The sequence below is a fragment of the Psychrobacter sp. MES7-P7E genome (genome assembly GCF_002863645.1).
In the GTDB taxonomy this organism is placed as follows: domain Bacteria; phylum Pseudomonadota; class Gammaproteobacteria; order Pseudomonadales; family Moraxellaceae; genus Psychrobacter.
In genome coordinates this window covers 37,029-52,032 of record NZ_PJBU01000111.1, presented here as the reverse complement: position 1 = coordinate 52,032, position 15,004 = coordinate 37,029, and the positions used below count along the sequence as shown (strand labels likewise).

The window sequence follows — 15,004 nt, the reverse complement described above, 5'->3', positions numbered from 1 at the left end:
TCCAGCCCCACCATTTTCGGATAGTACATCTTAGACCAAATATCAAAACCTGCTTTTAGCAGGTTTTTTTGTGTCTGGAATTTGGTGTTAAAACTATAAAATATCTTATTAAAAGTATTAATCTTCTTTTCTAAATCCTTTAACACTTCCTCCATACTCTGATGGCACTTACTTACCCGCTGCATCAATGCTTTAATGTACTTGCCATAGACAGAACTAATTAATAGAAAGGTTTCCCTCACTTTCATTGAATAATGCACTACGTTGATTTTTACGAAGGGTTTCACGTTGAATTATATTTTTTGCATCGACCTTTTCTAAAGGTAACCTTGTTTCGCGAGAAAGATCGCCATCGGCTATTAAAGATAAATAACGAGAACAACAAACTCTTAAAAAAGAGGTGAAATTACCAATATCATGATCAGCATCGAGAGATTCAAGGTATAGCTTAGTGATCAGCTGATTAACCGTCATTTGATCCCGAAATGACAACTCTTCTAATATATCCCAAAAAAACACCTCTAAACGAATTGAGGTGACAACTCCCTGAATTCGAAGTGATTTGGTTTTAGAGCTCCACAAGCTGTCGTCAGCACTAATAAACAATTGACACATATAATATCCTCTCTCGATACTAATTAAAGCTTATAGCAAGGCAACAAATTGCTTCAGCATAGCTGGATGGGCAGGCCACGCAGGAGCCGTTACCAGTTGGCCATCTGTAATAGCACCATCCATAGGTAACTTGACATACTCAGCGCCAGCCATTTCTATTTCTGGCTGACACGCAGGGTAAGCAGATACTTTTTTACCCTTCAATACGCCAGCAGCCGTCAGCATTTGTGGTCCATGGCAAACCGACGCAATCGGTTTATTAGTATTTGCGAAATGCTGAATCATTGCAATAACCTTAGTATTCAAACGCAGGTATTCTGGCGCACGTCCACCTGGTAAATACAAAGCATCGTAATCTGCGACATTAATATCTGCAAAAGACGCATTAAGGGTAAAGTTATGACCGCGTTTTTCGGTATAAGTTTGATCACCTTCAAAGTCGTGTATTGAGGTCGCGATGCTATCACCTGCCACTTTATCTGGGCATACAGCATCAACCTCATGTCCCATCGCTAGAAGCGCTTGGAACGGAACCATGTTTTCATAATCTTCAACAAAATCACCGGTAATGATAAGTACTTTAGCCATGATATTCTCACTGTATTGTAATGAAATATGGGAACCCAAATTAGTTTATAGCGACTTCGCTTAAAATGAGCCTGAATATCCATTCAAACATAAAAAACAACTACTAGGTAATATGTGAATACTACAAACAATCACTTTTTAAAATAAAATAATAAATTCAGCTATTTTTTAATAACTTTAAATCTATCAATATCTTATCCATCTCCTGATACCGTCTCTCTACCCGTTTCGCCAATGCTTTATCGACCATATATTGATAGTGATTATATTCTGCTGGTAACGTTGGAATAGGTTGTTGGCAATGCTGAATCGCCCACGTTTTTGATTTCTCACGGCTGTCAGCATTTATCTGAAACGGGCGTTTTCCTGTTAGTATCTCAACCATCATTACGCCAAACGCGTAGATATCACTTTGCACCGTTGCACCCTGACCTTGCCAGCGCTCAGGTGCGAGATACGCTGGTGTGCCAGCAGGATTTGGTTGGCTATTAGCCACCGTAACACGTTGTGATAAAGCAAAATCAGTGAGTAATAATCTAGGGGTCAGACTATTACTCATAGTATCTACTGGCCACTCATCATCAGAACCTTCAACCAAGATATTACTGGGTTTAATATCATTATGTAGCCAACCAGCCTGATGCAAATTAGCTATCAAGTATGCAGCCTGAGTGATGAAATGATGCTTTTGTGATGCTCTCAATGACAGATGTTTTGAAGCGGTCAGTTGACTCGCCAAGCTACCATTAGAGTAATAAGGTGTGACTACTATAACTAGTCGTTGCAACTGCGATAGTATCTGAACATCCACGCAATGATGAGCCAATAGTGGCGGTGCGATAGCGTTATTTTTGATTTTCGATGAAGCATTTACAGCAGCTAAAATATCCGCTTCATGAGTTAAATCGGCAGCAATAGTATAAGCGCCATCACTCAACTGCCATTTAATCATCACGCTACCAAATTGTGGATGCTGGGCACGTGTTAGTCCTTGGAAGTAAGTCTTGTCGATATGTTGCGTTTTAACAACTTGCGCATGCTGACCTTGCGTTTGTTCTGTGCTTTGCTGAGCAATACGTTGATGTACTATCTCACTAAAATCTTGTGCGTCCAGTTCTTGGGTAATAATGGGCAATAGCTGCATTGCTTGAGCTTGCAAGGCTTGCGTAATAGACGGATTACTGGCACTATTTTCCATGATATTGTTTCTCATAATATAGTGAGATTACTGCCTTCCCATTCGTATCATTTCCAAAGATAATAATAGCGCGAATAATGGTTACAAGTACTACGCTTAGTAGGTACTAAGAGTGTAGTCACTGAAATTTCAGCAGCGTTAATTGTATTTTTGGGTATGGTATTAAAGACAACCTTAATTGCTAGAGCCACTATGTCACAACCAACTATCCCGACCACGCCATCTGATCAACCCACTTATGCCCTGCCCGCACCGCTGCTAGACTTACTCAGTCAATACTTACAAGAGCGAGTCACACCAACTATTGAAATCGACCCGAGCCAGCTTGCTTATCGCTGGGTTGGTGGACGCACTGGTCACCTGCAGCCTTTGTCAGTCAATCTGTTTTTGAGCTTAGATGACTTGCATGGTATCGATACGCAAAAATCGAAACTGGTACAGAATACCCGTCAGTTTATTAAAGGTTACCCTGCCAACCATGTATTGATGTCAGGCACACGCGGTGCCGGTAAGTCATCATTGATTCGCGCTTTGCTACAAGCCCATCATAGTGAAGGCTTGCGTATTATTGAGGTGGCCCGCGATGATCTGCAAGTATTGGATAAGATTCGTGCTGCTATTAATGCCCTACCAGCAGATTGTCATTGCCGCTATATCGTATACTGTGATGACCTCGCTTTTAATGGTCAAGATGAAAGCTATCGTGCGCTAAAGAGCGTGCTCGATGGCTCGCTAGACTCTGAGCAAGACAAATTACTGGTCTACGCCACCAGCAATCGTCGTCGCCTGCTACCGCAGATGATGAAAGACAATGTCGATATCTATAATGGGCAGACGGATGAAGTCAATCCCTATGAGGCTATTGATGAGACCGTGTCATTATCAGATCGATTCGGTTTGTCCCTCACCTTCCATCCTATGGATCAGCAGACTTATCTGCATATCGTTCAGCATTATCTGAATTTAGAGCAGCAAAAAATCTCAGCTGATATGGGTAGTGATGCTAAGGACATTTTAGCAAGTCAGTCTATGCCTGATAAGATCAGAAAGGATGCGCTACGTTGGGCCTCAGAACGTGGTGGTCGCTCAGGAAGAGTTGCTTACCAGTTCAGCCGCTTTTGGAGTGGTGAAACACAATTGGCTATCGAAGACAGTAAGCGCTAGGTCATATTTAACGCTAAATCATATCTAAGCTTAACGATCTCTAATCACTGCGTGCAGAGCCTATATACTGCACGCGACTCTCCTCTTGACCGCTCTCTTGATTGCTTGCCGACCCAATTGCACTATCGACCATATATTGGTCAAAATCTTCTGCCAGCCATAGATTGCCTTGATAGACACTTTGCGCATCTAAGCGAATATATGCCATATTTGGCGTTTCGCTATCTGGATTATCAAAGTTCTGATAGCGAGCGCTAAAGTGGGTCAAAATTATATTTTTGAGTCCAGCCGCTTGGGCAAATTCGCCGAGCAATTGGGCGCTACTATGCATCGGATCATAGTCTGGGTTTTTGGCTCGAATCTTATTGAGCACCTCGTGCGTATAAGTAGCTTCATGCACCAATAAATCCGCATTGATAACGGCTTTGCTTAACAAATTTGGCGCATCATTGTCTCCTGCCACCACCACTCGCGTCCGCTGTATCTCATTGTCAACATAATCTACTGAGCGCAATTGTCTATTACCCTCAGTCGTGACATCTTCGCCTTGCTGTAACTTGCCCCATAGTGCACTTGCTGGAATACCATCTGCCACAAGCTTATCTGTATTAAGGATGCGGCGGCTAATAGTCTGAGTAATACCAAAGGCATGAGAAGCAACTCGATGTGATAGCGGCGTGATATCAATATCAAGCTGATGTTGGTCACTTAAGCTAATACTGACCTTGTTCGTATCATCTTGCTCAGCTAACACCTCTTCAATCGCTATAAAATCGAAAGCAAAAGGTAGATACAGCTCTGTAGTGGCGGTAATAGCTTCAAGCAAAGTAGCAATTGCTTTTGGTGCAATCAAAGTCAATGATTCACGACGTCCTGACATGGCAGCACTAGCTAGCAGCCCTGGTAGACCATAGCAATGGTCACCATGAACATGAGTGATACAGATAGCAGCCAATTGATGTAAGGAGAGCTTGGTATGTAGCAACTGCTGCTGCGTGCCTTCACCGCAATCAATCAGCACCCATGGACGCGATTTCTTACTCTGATTATTCTGTTGACGACTTCCTTGCTGTACGCCAGAGGTATGCGGATTCAAACACTCTATTGCTAATGCGGTCACATTACGCTGTTTGGTCGGTACACCTGCAGAGGTGCCCAAAAAGGTTAGCTTTAGCATAGTGATGCCTTTTATTTATCAGGAATACTGGCTCAGACTTACGAGAACGTCTCTTCATTCTAAAACGATAACAGAAATGAGATAAACGGAGAATATGTCCTAGCTACGACAGTTGGCATATCATGGTTTTTTGACCTTCAACCATTTGTCCACCATTGGCGGTGCAATCGTTTACCATATTCGATTCGTAAGATTTCCAGCCACCATAAAAGCTCGCTGCACATAGAATTACCACTAGAATTTTCTGTGACCACGATTTGATAGAGACTTGCTGGCTATTAATCTGTTGTCTATTATTTTCTTGCATACTGGTATCTTGCTTATTAAGTGATGTTTGAGTTGCTGACTGATTGTCATCTTTATTTAGGCTATCTTGCTTTAGATTACCTTTATTCGAGGTATTTAGATCTGTCATAGTATTATCCTAAAAAAGGCTTTGTTTATTCATAAACAAAGCCTTTGGTCTATATGGCTACTTAAGCGTTGAGAGAGGATTATACCAGTATCCTCTAAAAATTCAGACGGCCGCCCTTTTTTTCTGCTCGCTTAAAGGCATCTCGTTCTTCGCAGCGTTTGAGCCAATTCAAGAGATTAGTATATTTACTCTGATCTAAACCTGCACCAGCATTGGCACCCAAGACTGCAAGATGCATTTGAATATCAGCGGCGCTAAATTCACTACCTGCAAACCAGTGATTTTCATGTAGATGACGCTCCATCATATCTAACATCTTCTCCAAACCGCTACTGATCATGTTCTTTTCAATCTGACCTTGGATTTTTTTGCTGATAGGTTTGATTAGCATCGGCGATTGAGACACTACTTTGGTGAATACCAAACGCATGACCAACAGTGGCATCAATGAAGCCTCTGCAAAGTGTAGCCAAAACGTGTAGGCTTCCCACGCTGCTTCGTTATTATCGTCAGGTTTGAACTGCTTTTCTTTATCATAGTGCTTAATCAAATACTCAATGATAAACCCTGACTCAATCAGCACACGATCGTCTGCTTCTAGTATCGGTGCATTACCAATCGGATGCACTTGCTTTAAGCTATCAGGGGCACGGTATGCCTTATTGCGCTCATAGCAAGTCAGTTTATAATCAACGCCGAGCTCTTCCAACAGCCAGATAATACGAAACGAGCGCGAGTTTGCTAAATGATGAAGATGTAACATAAACCGTCCTAGTTATATATTGTAGTAAATCAGCCATAATATCTCAGATATAGCGCCATATGTTCACTCAATCGCGGCCCTACTGCTCTCGATAATAGCGTAATTTCTACTTCTTTAATACTATGAGTTGGCAGACATGATGGAAAACAATGCCTACCGTATCGATACTGTCTAAGACGGTGTACTCTTTGACATCAATCTAAATGTAATGCTTCAATCTTGCGCGTCATTTTATCTATCTTTTGCTGATATTTTTTGATCTGACGAAATCGATGCGCGATTAGCACGCCTTTGATACGGCGATTTTTCAGACGACGACGTGGTGGAAAACTGCCTACTTGTGGTTCATTGTAGCCATGTAAGCGGTCTTCACGTTTACGCGCCATATAGCCCAACGCGCTATCAGCAATCATAATCAGCAATGCGATGAAAATCATGCTGTACATCAGCATGGAGCCACCATCATGTAAGTTACGATCTAAAATTGCGATTGAGAATATGAACAAGAATATTGGCTCAAGGTAGCACAGAGTGCCAAACAGTGAAACAGGCAACTTCTGACTGGCCACCATCGTTAGTGACATCGCAGCGGTGCTAATAATGCCTAATAATGGCAGCAGATACCAAAGCTTGTGGTTGGTGATTGCTACTTCAAAACCACCATTCATATACAGTGCGACCAATACCACTGGCAACAACAATACAAGGTCTGAAATCAGACCAGTAATAGGCGGTACTGCAAGCTTACGGCGTAGTAGATAATAAGGAGGATAACCCAAGCAAACAAACAAAGTCGCCCAAGAAATAGCACCATACTCAAAAATATCGTAAGCGATACCCAGACCTGCACATACAATGGCAGCCCACTGAAGTAAGCTCATGTCTTCGTTGTAAAAGAACCTGCCGACAACGATCATAATCATCGGATATAGGAAGTAACCCAACGTTACCTCAAGTCCCAAACCATTAACTGGCGCCCACATGAATATCCAGATTTGCGCACCCAAAATCGGTGTGGGTAATATAAATAAAAACCACTCTTTTGCATTTTTTAGTGTTTTTAAATAATCAAAAATGTGCTGCCACTGCTTTAATACGCTTACCAGCAGTACTAGACTAAAAAACATTGTCAGCACGCGCCACGAAGCGACTTGCGTACCTGATAATGGTTGCAGCAGTAGACCAAATAAGAACAGCAATGAGTATAAAAAATTTGCAGCGACGGCAGTGATTGTACCCTGCGAGGTTTGGTTAGTAGTCAGCATCACAACAGCCTTTAAAGATTGGGGCACATCCATGGCAATTTTTAAAAAAAACAAAAGCCTCAGACGAGAACGTCTGAGGCTTTTGCATATAAGGTCGTCGCGCAATCTAAGTTGAACGCTTTTGATGTACTAGGCTTACATCATGGTCGGCATTATGTCAAAGTCAGAATGAATAAGCAATGCCACTGTTCATCTAGTGTCTAAACTTTTAAATTGAGTAAATTTAATGCAGGTAAATACTTATTTTGCATCAAGTTGTTGGATTTTTTGTTGTATCTTATCCATCTTCTTTTGGTAACGACGAATCTTGCGAAAACGATGGGCTTTTAGCACGCCATCGATACGCTGATTGATAAAATGACGACGCGGTGGAAAGCCGCCAATCTGAAGCTCTCTATAGCCATGCAAGCGATCATTACGCTGACGAACGAGATAGCCTTTTATGCTATCAGCCATCATAACCAGTAGCGCAAGCGTAATCATGCCGTACATAAAGAGCGAACCACCTTCTTCAAGGCTTTGACTCAAAATAGTAATAGACAATACGAATAACAGCATCGGCTCTATATAACTTAGCGCCCCAAACAGTGATACTGGCAGCTTACTACTAGCAATCATCGTCAGCGACATCGCAAGCGCACTAAAAGCACCAAGCAGCGGCAATAGATACCAGAACTTCATGTCTTGCGCTGCAACATCAAAACCGCCAGTCATATAAAGCACGATGAGCACTACTGGTGTCAACAGCGTCAAATCAAATAACAAACCCGTAATAGGTGGTACAGAAAGGGTGCGCCGTAGCAGATAATACGGTGGATAACCCAAGCATACAAACAGTGTCACCCAAGATACTGAACCATACTGAACAATATCGTAGCCGATACCGAGTGCTGCAAATATCGCGGCAGCCCATTGCAAGATACTCATATATTCATGGTAAAAGAATCGACCAAGCACAATCATCACTAGCGGCAATAAAAAATAGCCCAATGTGACATCGAGACCAAACCCATTGACCGGTGCCCACATAAACAACCAAATCTGTCCACCTAGGATTGGCGCAGGCAGTATAAATATAAGCCATTCCTTGACTGTCTTTAGCGTCTTTATATAATCAAAAACACGTTGCCACTGCTTAGTCAAACTGACCAATATAACCAAACTGAGCAACATCATGAGCACACGCCATGATGCTACCTGCGTCCCTGTTAAGGGCAGCATAAACAGTCCAAACAAAAACATCATCGAGAATAAAAAGCTCGATGATACCGAAGCAACCGTTCCCTGAAAAGTTTGATTGGTCGTAAGCATAACAACAGCCTTAAAAAATAGAACCTTATTTACAGTATTGAAAAAATGAGAATTAAAAAACAAAAGCCTCCGACGATAACGTCAGAGGCTTTTTTCTAGAAAAATGCTAAGAGACTAGACTCAAAAGCTAATTACCAAGACTATTACTCGTCATCGTCTTATGCATAGTTAGTCTATTATAGATTGTCACTTGGTTTATGGTCGTTTGCAATATCAATCACATCATCGACGTCGGTAGCTGCGGTATTGTCAGTTGTCGCATCAATATCTATCTGCTCCTGACCTTCTACCTCAAACGTACCATCTTCTCTCATGGCATCGATAAGCTCGTCATCGCTCTCTTCGTGCTCAACACGCGCCATGGCAACCAGTTTTTCATCTTTTGACAGACGAATCAATGTTACGCCTTGCGTATTACGACCAGAGCTAGCAACATGCTCAACTGGTGTACGAACCAACGTACCTTTGTCAGAGATTAGGATAATATCATCGGTAGAGTCAACCTTGGTCGCTCGTACTAGTGCGCCATTACGCTCGCTGGTCTTGATAGCGATCACACCGCCACCGCCACGATTTTGTGTATTGAACTCATCGATAAAGGTACGTTTACCAAAGCCATTTTCACAAGCAATCAGAATTTCACGTACATCATCTTCGATAACGACTAATGATTTGATAAACTCATCAGTAGCCAGACGCATACCGCGGACGCCTTTTGCCGTACGGCCCATCGCACGCGCATCATTCTCATCAAAACGAATCGCTTTACCATTTGAAGCAAACAACATCACTTCTTGGCTACCGTTAGTGATACGAGCGCTGACCAATTTATCACCGTCTTCTAGTCCAACCGCAATCAAACCGTTCGAGCGAATATTGGCAAACTGCTTAAGCTCAACACGCTTCACGGTACCATTGGCCGTTGCAAAGAAAACGAAAGGCGCTTCTGCTTGGTTGCTGTCTTCTACTGAGTCATCATCACTATCTATTAAGATATCTGCCTCTGACATCTCACCTGTGACCGATGTGTCCCCTACGATTTTCGGAATCGGTAATATCGTCGTAACGGTTTCATCACCATTTAAGCCAATCAGGTTAACGAGTGGACGACCACGAGCACCGCGACTGGCAATCGGCACTTCAAAACCACGTAAGCTAAAGACACGCCCACTATCCGTAAAACACAATACGGTAGAGTGAGTAGATGTCACAACTAAATGATCAATGACATCATCTTCTTTCATCGCCGTGGCAGACTTGCCTTTACCGCCACGTTTTTGCGCGACATAATCGTCAATTGGCTGAGTCTTAGCATAACCAGTACGTGACACTGTCATCACGACCGTTTGCTCTGGAATAAGGTCTTCACGGCTAAAGTCAGTACGTGAGTCAATAATGTCCGTACGGCGCTCATCACCAAAGTTATCGCGAATCTCGATCATCTCATTAGAGATAATAGCCATAAGCTTATCAAAATCGCCAAGGATAGACTCTAAGTGTGCAATTTCACGTAATAGGTCTTGGTATTCTTCGGTCAATTTATCTTGCTCAAGACCCGTCAAACGATGCAATTGCATATCTAAAATCGCATTGACCTGCTCAAGTGACAAGCGATAGCGCTCTTCGCCTTCGATCAGACCAAACGGCGCTTTAGGATCTTCACCATCGATAAACTCAGGACGCACTGACTGACTACCAGCAGCTGTAAGCATCGCGACAACGCTACCTGAACCCCATGTATTATTTAATAGACTTTCACGAGCCAATCCACGGTTTGCTGACGCTTTAATCGTCGCAATAATCTCATCGATATTGGCTAGAGCGACCGTTAGACCTTCTAGCAAATGACCACGAACGCGGGCTTTGTTCAATTCATAAATCGTACGACGTGTCACCACTTCTTGACGATGACGAACAAACGCAGCGATAAGCTGACGCAAGGTCAATAGTTTTGGCTGACCATTATCGAGCGCCACCATATTGATACTAAAGCTAGACTCTAGCGGCGTTTGTAGAAATAGGTTATTAACAATAACTTCAGCAGTCTCGCCGCGACGCAAATCAATAGCTATACGCATACCATCTTTATCAGACTCATCACGAATTTCGCTAATACCTTCGATTTTTTTATCACGGACCAGCTCTGCGATACGCTCAATCAACTTGGCTTTATTGGCCTGATAAGGTACTTCGGTGAATACGATGCGCTCACGATCGCGGTTGACGCCAGAATTGCTCATCGGCTCGATATGATAACGACCACGAATATGCAAGCGGCCTTTACCCGTACGATAAGCATCTAAAATGCCCGCGCGACCATAGATAATACCGCCCGTAGGAAAATCAGGACCTGAGATATGCGACATCAGCTCTTCGGCTGAAACTTGTGGGTTTTCAGCATAGGCCAAACAAGCATTGATCACTTCAGTCAGGTTATGCGGGGCCATATTGGTCGCCATACCAACGGCAATACCCGTCGCGCCATTGACCAATAGATTAGGAATACGCGCTGGCATCACGCTTGGCATGCGCTCAGAGCCGTCGTAGTTGTCTTCCCAATCGACCGTATCTTTGTCCAAATCAGCGAGCATCTGGTGGGTCAGTTTGGTCATACGTACTTCGGTATAACGCATCGCTGCCGGAGGATCATCATCGATCGAGCCAAAGTTACCTTGACCATCAACCATTGGATAGCGCAAGCTGAAATCCTGCGCCATACGGACGATGGCATCATAGACGGCACTATCGCCATGTGGATGGTACTTACCGATAACATCACCGACCACACGTGCTGATTTTTTGTACGGTTTGTTATAATCGTTTGATAGCACGTGCATGGCATACATCACGCGGCGGTGTACAGGTTTGAACCCATCACGCACATCAGGAAGCGCACGCGAGACGATCACGCTCATCGCATAATCCAAATACGACTGCTTTAGTTCATCTACGATGCCAATAGGACTGACCGATTCGCTCATATACACTCCTTCACTCACATTTTTTTCTAACGTTGACACATCGCTTATAGCACCCATAGATCATATAAAAATACTGCCACATAAATGGGCAGTCATGACCAAAATACATACCATAAAAAAACACTGCTACACGTGCAAAACAATAGGAAAATAGCGATAGTTTTAATGTTTAATAAAAGAAGCTATTTTAGCACAAATTTGCTGATTTAGGGGGTTCTGAGTACCATTAAAATCAAGCTAGACGGTTCATTCACAGTGATATTTTGAATTATTGACACACTCTAAAATAATTCTAATGACAGGTTTTTTTTGATTGGCTGATTTTGCCATTTTTACAAACAAACTTACCATCTGCTGAGCAATGAGACACCCCGCCCATTTTACCTGAACAAGGCGTATTTCGAGCTTGTGCTTGGCTCATAGATGTAAAAGTAAATACTAGGGCAAGTAGCGCTGTGCTGATTGATTTCATTGTTTATTCTCCGTATCTGATGGATATTAAATAGAAAAATACTATACTCATTCAGTACAGCTCGACAAGATTTATTTTGACTAACTGAGTGAATACTTATATTTCTACCTACAATTCAACATGACATTTAATTTAACGCTAAAATCTTGAGCATAGGGATCATACGTGGTTTGCATATAAGCTCTATTGACCAAACAACTAGGATGCTTAGAATATTTAGCCAATACAACAACACCTACAACTGTCTCTGACGTGAACTGATTGTTTTTATGGTCATATTGTTTTCATAACCATAATGCTTTGCCATAAGCTAATAGCTTTCAAAATCATATTATTCTCATGAGCACATTATGATTTAAACCACTTTGATGCGGTTATTTTTTAGTGATACTGGACAAAAAAATTCTAAACGCTACACTACCTCATCTTTTATAGCACTTAAATAACGACCTAACAGGCTACTTTTATTATGGATATCATTCTTGCAATTGTTTGGATTTTAGCAATGGTGCTATACAGCTTTTCGAGCGATTATGTTGCTAGCTTTCCTAACCATAACAATCGCGCTGTACCCTATGTTCGTTGGGGAGCACTTTTAGTCGCTATGGCTTTATCAGCATACTTGTCAAAAGCCTATCAAGAAAACCTACAAGGCAATGGTATGTGGGTGTTTGTTATCGTGGTATTTGTCGTTATTGTGTTAGCGAAAGTCGTTTTTAAATGGGTAATTAACAGACGTTTGAAACGCTAGTTAATACTGAATAGTTTTATTAATTTGACCCTCTTAATTATTGATCTAAATACCTATGACAATTAAACATCAAGATAGCCAGCCTGACTCAAACCTTTCTATACCAACAGAAGACAAACGAGCAGATCGTAGCTTCGATGCCATTGCCGATCATTTCGAAAAGAAAGTGTATGGTGGTTTAAAAGGCGAGATTCGATTGGCTGTACTACGCCGTGATATTTTCGAATATAGTTCACAGATGAGTGAAGCGCTTGGGCGACCTTTACGTATCCTGGATGTGGGTGCAGGGCTTGCGCAAATTGCGATAGAACTTGCTGCTCAAGGTCATAGCGTAGTCATCAATGATATATCAGCAAATATGCTTGAGAAGGCGAAAGCGAGCGCAGAAAAAATTGATAAAAAGCTAGACATCACATGGTATGTTTGCCCTTATCAAGCGCTTGAAGAAAAACTGGCTCAGACAGAGACAGAAAAATTTGATTTGATCATGTCGCATGCGCTACTTGAATGGTTGGCAGAACCAGCGGCGGTCATGGACTTTTTTGATGAGCATTTAACAGATGATGGCGCGCTATCTGTCTGCTTCTATAACCCAGCGAGTTTTGATTATCGCAATCTTATCATGGGGAATTTTAACTTACTCGATAGCTTACTTGATGGTAACGATTACAAAGCGGACAATAAGAAAAGCCTCACCCCCAACTATCCCGTGGCCAAAGTAGAAGTCGAGTCGTGGCTCAAAGCGCATGATTATCAGACGGTACGTAGCAGTGGTCTACGAGTGTTTCATGATTATGCACCACTCAAGCGTGGCGGGCATAACGACCCAGATGCAGTGATCAGAATGGAGTTACGCTACTCACAATTAGAGCCGTACAAATGGCTTGGCCGTTATTTACACATTTTGGCTAAACGGTAAATTTAGAAGATTACCCAAGAATGGATGAAGACTACTAAACCTCTTCATCCATTCTCGATGATCTATCGTATTCTGACCAAGTAGTGGCATTGATGTCTTTTTCATCAAAGACTACGACATGCTCTAGCAAAGGCAGAATGCCAATATGCGAGCCGATTGCATGGTTATGATGGCTCGCAACCAAGGATAAGACAGTCTGTCCGTCGTCTAACTGCAGACGGTACAAGTAGTTGGCACCGCGAAACACACGTCCGATAACCAAAGCTGTCTGCGTACTGTCATCATCATGAATAATATCATCAGGGCGCACGAGTACTTTGATTGGCGTACCATTTGGATAATCATATTCGCAGTACTGTGGCTGGCCTGATTCATCATAGACTTCCATGCGACGATAGATATTACCTAGCGCCGTCTCAACATGACCTTCTTTGATAATGCCGTCTATCATCGCGCCTTCGCCTACGAATTCAGCGACAAAAGGACTGACAGGCTCATGATACAGCTCGCTTGGTCGCGCCCACTGCACCAATCGTCCTTTATCCATTACCCCTACTTTATCCGCTAGCGCGAACGCTTCATTTTGATCATGAGTGACCAAAATTGCTGTGGTGTTGGTACGTTTAAGAATATCACGGACATTCATTGCTAGTGATTCACGCAGCACCACATCTAGATTAGAGAATGGTTCATCAAGTAATAGTAGTTTTGGTTTGGGGGCTAGCGCTCTTGCTAGAGCCACACGCTGCTGCTGACCACCAGAAAGCTCATTTGGACGTTTGTCTGCATGTTCAGTCAATTCAACTAAACTTAGCATCTCAGCCACACGGGCTTTTTTGTCAGCAGCTGACCACTTATTGAGACCAAAGGCGATGTTTTTTGCCACGCTTAAATGCCCAAACAGAGCATAGTCTTGAAACACCATGCCCATGCCACGCTTGGCTGGCGCAACTGCAAATGATTGACGAGCAGTTTTCTCTGTTAGGCGTTGGTTGTTTAGATAAATAGTGCCGCCACGACTTTGCTCCAGTCCCGCGATTGCTCGTAGCGCTGTGGTCTTCCCGCAGCCACTATAACCCAAGAAGCAACCAATCTCTCCTTGCTCCAACATCAACGATAGACCATTGACGACAATAGTATCGTCATAGCCTACGATGAGATTTTGCACACTAAAGTAAGGATCTGTCGCGATATGTTTCTCAGTATTTTGTTGTGAGGTACTGCTCTGCTCTACAGTTTTATTCGGCTGAACTGGATTGATTCTATTTTGTGACAGTGCTGATTTTGCTACAGGCATGTGATTAGCCCGAGCCTTTTCTGACTTAGAATTTGTAGAGTCGTTCATTGAATCAGTGTACATAAACGGTACCAGTTCGCTATTAGTA

At 42.7% G+C, this 15,004-nt stretch carries 14 protein-coding genes; 3 read left to right on the top strand and 11 right to left on the bottom strand.

All coding sequences use genetic code 11. From position 1 onward, the window contains the following. Window positions 1-216: 216 nt before the first annotated feature. The 3 genes from CXF62_RS10870 to CXF62_RS10860 form a co-directional block, all read right to left on the bottom strand. Window positions 217-615: a ribbon-helix-helix domain-containing protein gene (locus CXF62_RS10870; RefSeq protein WP_102094358.1), complete on the bottom strand. Its 399-nt coding sequence runs from the start codon at window positions 613-615 to the stop codon at window positions 217-219. Window positions 616-645: 30 nt separating this feature from the next. Next, complete coding sequence (locus CXF62_RS10865) at window positions 646-1,206, bottom strand: DJ-1/PfpI family protein (RefSeq protein ID WP_322868756.1); 561 nt, start codon at window positions 1,204-1,206, stop codon at window positions 646-648. A 154-nt stretch (window positions 1,207-1,360) separates the two neighbouring features. Next, window positions 1,361-2,401, bottom strand: coding sequence for a serine/threonine protein kinase (locus tag CXF62_RS10860; protein WP_102094356.1), 1,041 nt, complete (start codon window positions 2,399-2,401; stop codon window positions 1,361-1,363). 192 nt (window positions 2,402-2,593) lie between these two features. Here CXF62_RS10860 and CXF62_RS10855 point away from each other — a divergent pair, with 192 nt between their 5' ends. Next, entirely contained in the window at window positions 2,594-3,565 is a 972-nt protein-coding gene (locus tag CXF62_RS10855; RefSeq protein ID WP_102094355.1) for an ATP-binding protein, read from the top strand. Between the two features lie 40 nt (window positions 3,566-3,605). Here the strand turns inward: CXF62_RS10855 and CXF62_RS10850 are convergent, their stop codons facing one another. The 7 genes from CXF62_RS10850 to CXF62_RS10820 all read right to left on the bottom strand — a co-directional run bounded on the left by CXF62_RS10850 (window position 3,606) and on the right by CXF62_RS10820 (window position 11,949). Further along, window positions 3,606-4,742, bottom strand: coding sequence for a ribonuclease Z (locus CXF62_RS10850; RefSeq protein WP_102094354.1), 1,137 nt, complete (start codon window positions 4,740-4,742; stop codon window positions 3,606-3,608). Between the two features lie 103 nt (window positions 4,743-4,845). Beyond that, window positions 4,846-5,157, bottom strand: coding sequence for a hypothetical protein (locus tag CXF62_RS10845; protein WP_102094353.1), 312 nt, complete (start codon window positions 5,155-5,157; stop codon window positions 4,846-4,848). Between the two features lie 94 nt (window positions 5,158-5,251). Further along, window positions 5,252-5,920 (bottom strand): glutathione S-transferase, encoded by a 669-nt coding sequence (locus tag CXF62_RS10840; protein ID WP_102094352.1) that lies wholly within the window; start codon window positions 5,918-5,920, stop codon window positions 5,252-5,254. Window positions 5,921-6,114: 194 nt separating this feature from the next. Then, complete coding sequence (gene rarD, locus CXF62_RS10835; protein ID WP_057759099.1) at window positions 6,115-7,185, bottom strand: EamA family transporter RarD; 1,071 nt, start codon at window positions 7,183-7,185, stop codon at window positions 6,115-6,117. Window positions 7,186-7,425: 240 nt separating this feature from the next. After that, entirely contained in the window at window positions 7,426-8,496 is a 1,071-nt protein-coding gene (gene rarD, locus CXF62_RS10830) for an EamA family transporter RarD (protein WP_102094351.1), read from the bottom strand. Between the two features lie 176 nt (window positions 8,497-8,672). Further along, window positions 8,673-11,477, bottom strand: coding sequence for a DNA gyrase subunit A (gyrA, locus tag CXF62_RS10825; protein WP_102094350.1), 2,805 nt, complete (start codon window positions 11,475-11,477; stop codon window positions 8,673-8,675). A gap of 292 nt (window positions 11,478-11,769) precedes the next feature. Beyond that, on the bottom strand, window positions 11,770-11,949 hold the full coding sequence (locus tag CXF62_RS10820) for a YdcA family protein (RefSeq protein ID WP_102094349.1): 180 nt from the start codon (window positions 11,947-11,949) through the stop codon (window positions 11,770-11,772). Between the two features lie 469 nt (window positions 11,950-12,418). Between CXF62_RS10820 and CXF62_RS10815 the strand changes: the two genes are divergently transcribed. Then, window positions 12,419-12,700, top strand: coding sequence for a hypothetical protein (locus CXF62_RS10815; RefSeq protein ID WP_101206189.1), 282 nt, complete (start codon window positions 12,419-12,421; stop codon window positions 12,698-12,700). Between the two features lie 55 nt (window positions 12,701-12,755). Next, a complete protein-coding gene (locus CXF62_RS10810; RefSeq protein WP_102094348.1) occupies window positions 12,756-13,619 on the top strand; it encodes a methyltransferase domain-containing protein in 864 nt (287 codons plus the stop codon). Between the two features lie 34 nt (window positions 13,620-13,653). Here the strand turns inward: CXF62_RS10810 and CXF62_RS10805 are convergent, their stop codons facing one another. Then, window positions 13,654-14,979 (bottom strand): ABC transporter ATP-binding protein, encoded by a 1,326-nt coding sequence (locus CXF62_RS10805; protein ID WP_185156646.1) that lies wholly within the window; start codon window positions 14,977-14,979, stop codon window positions 13,654-13,656. Between the last annotated feature and the right edge of the window lie 25 nt (window positions 14,980-15,004).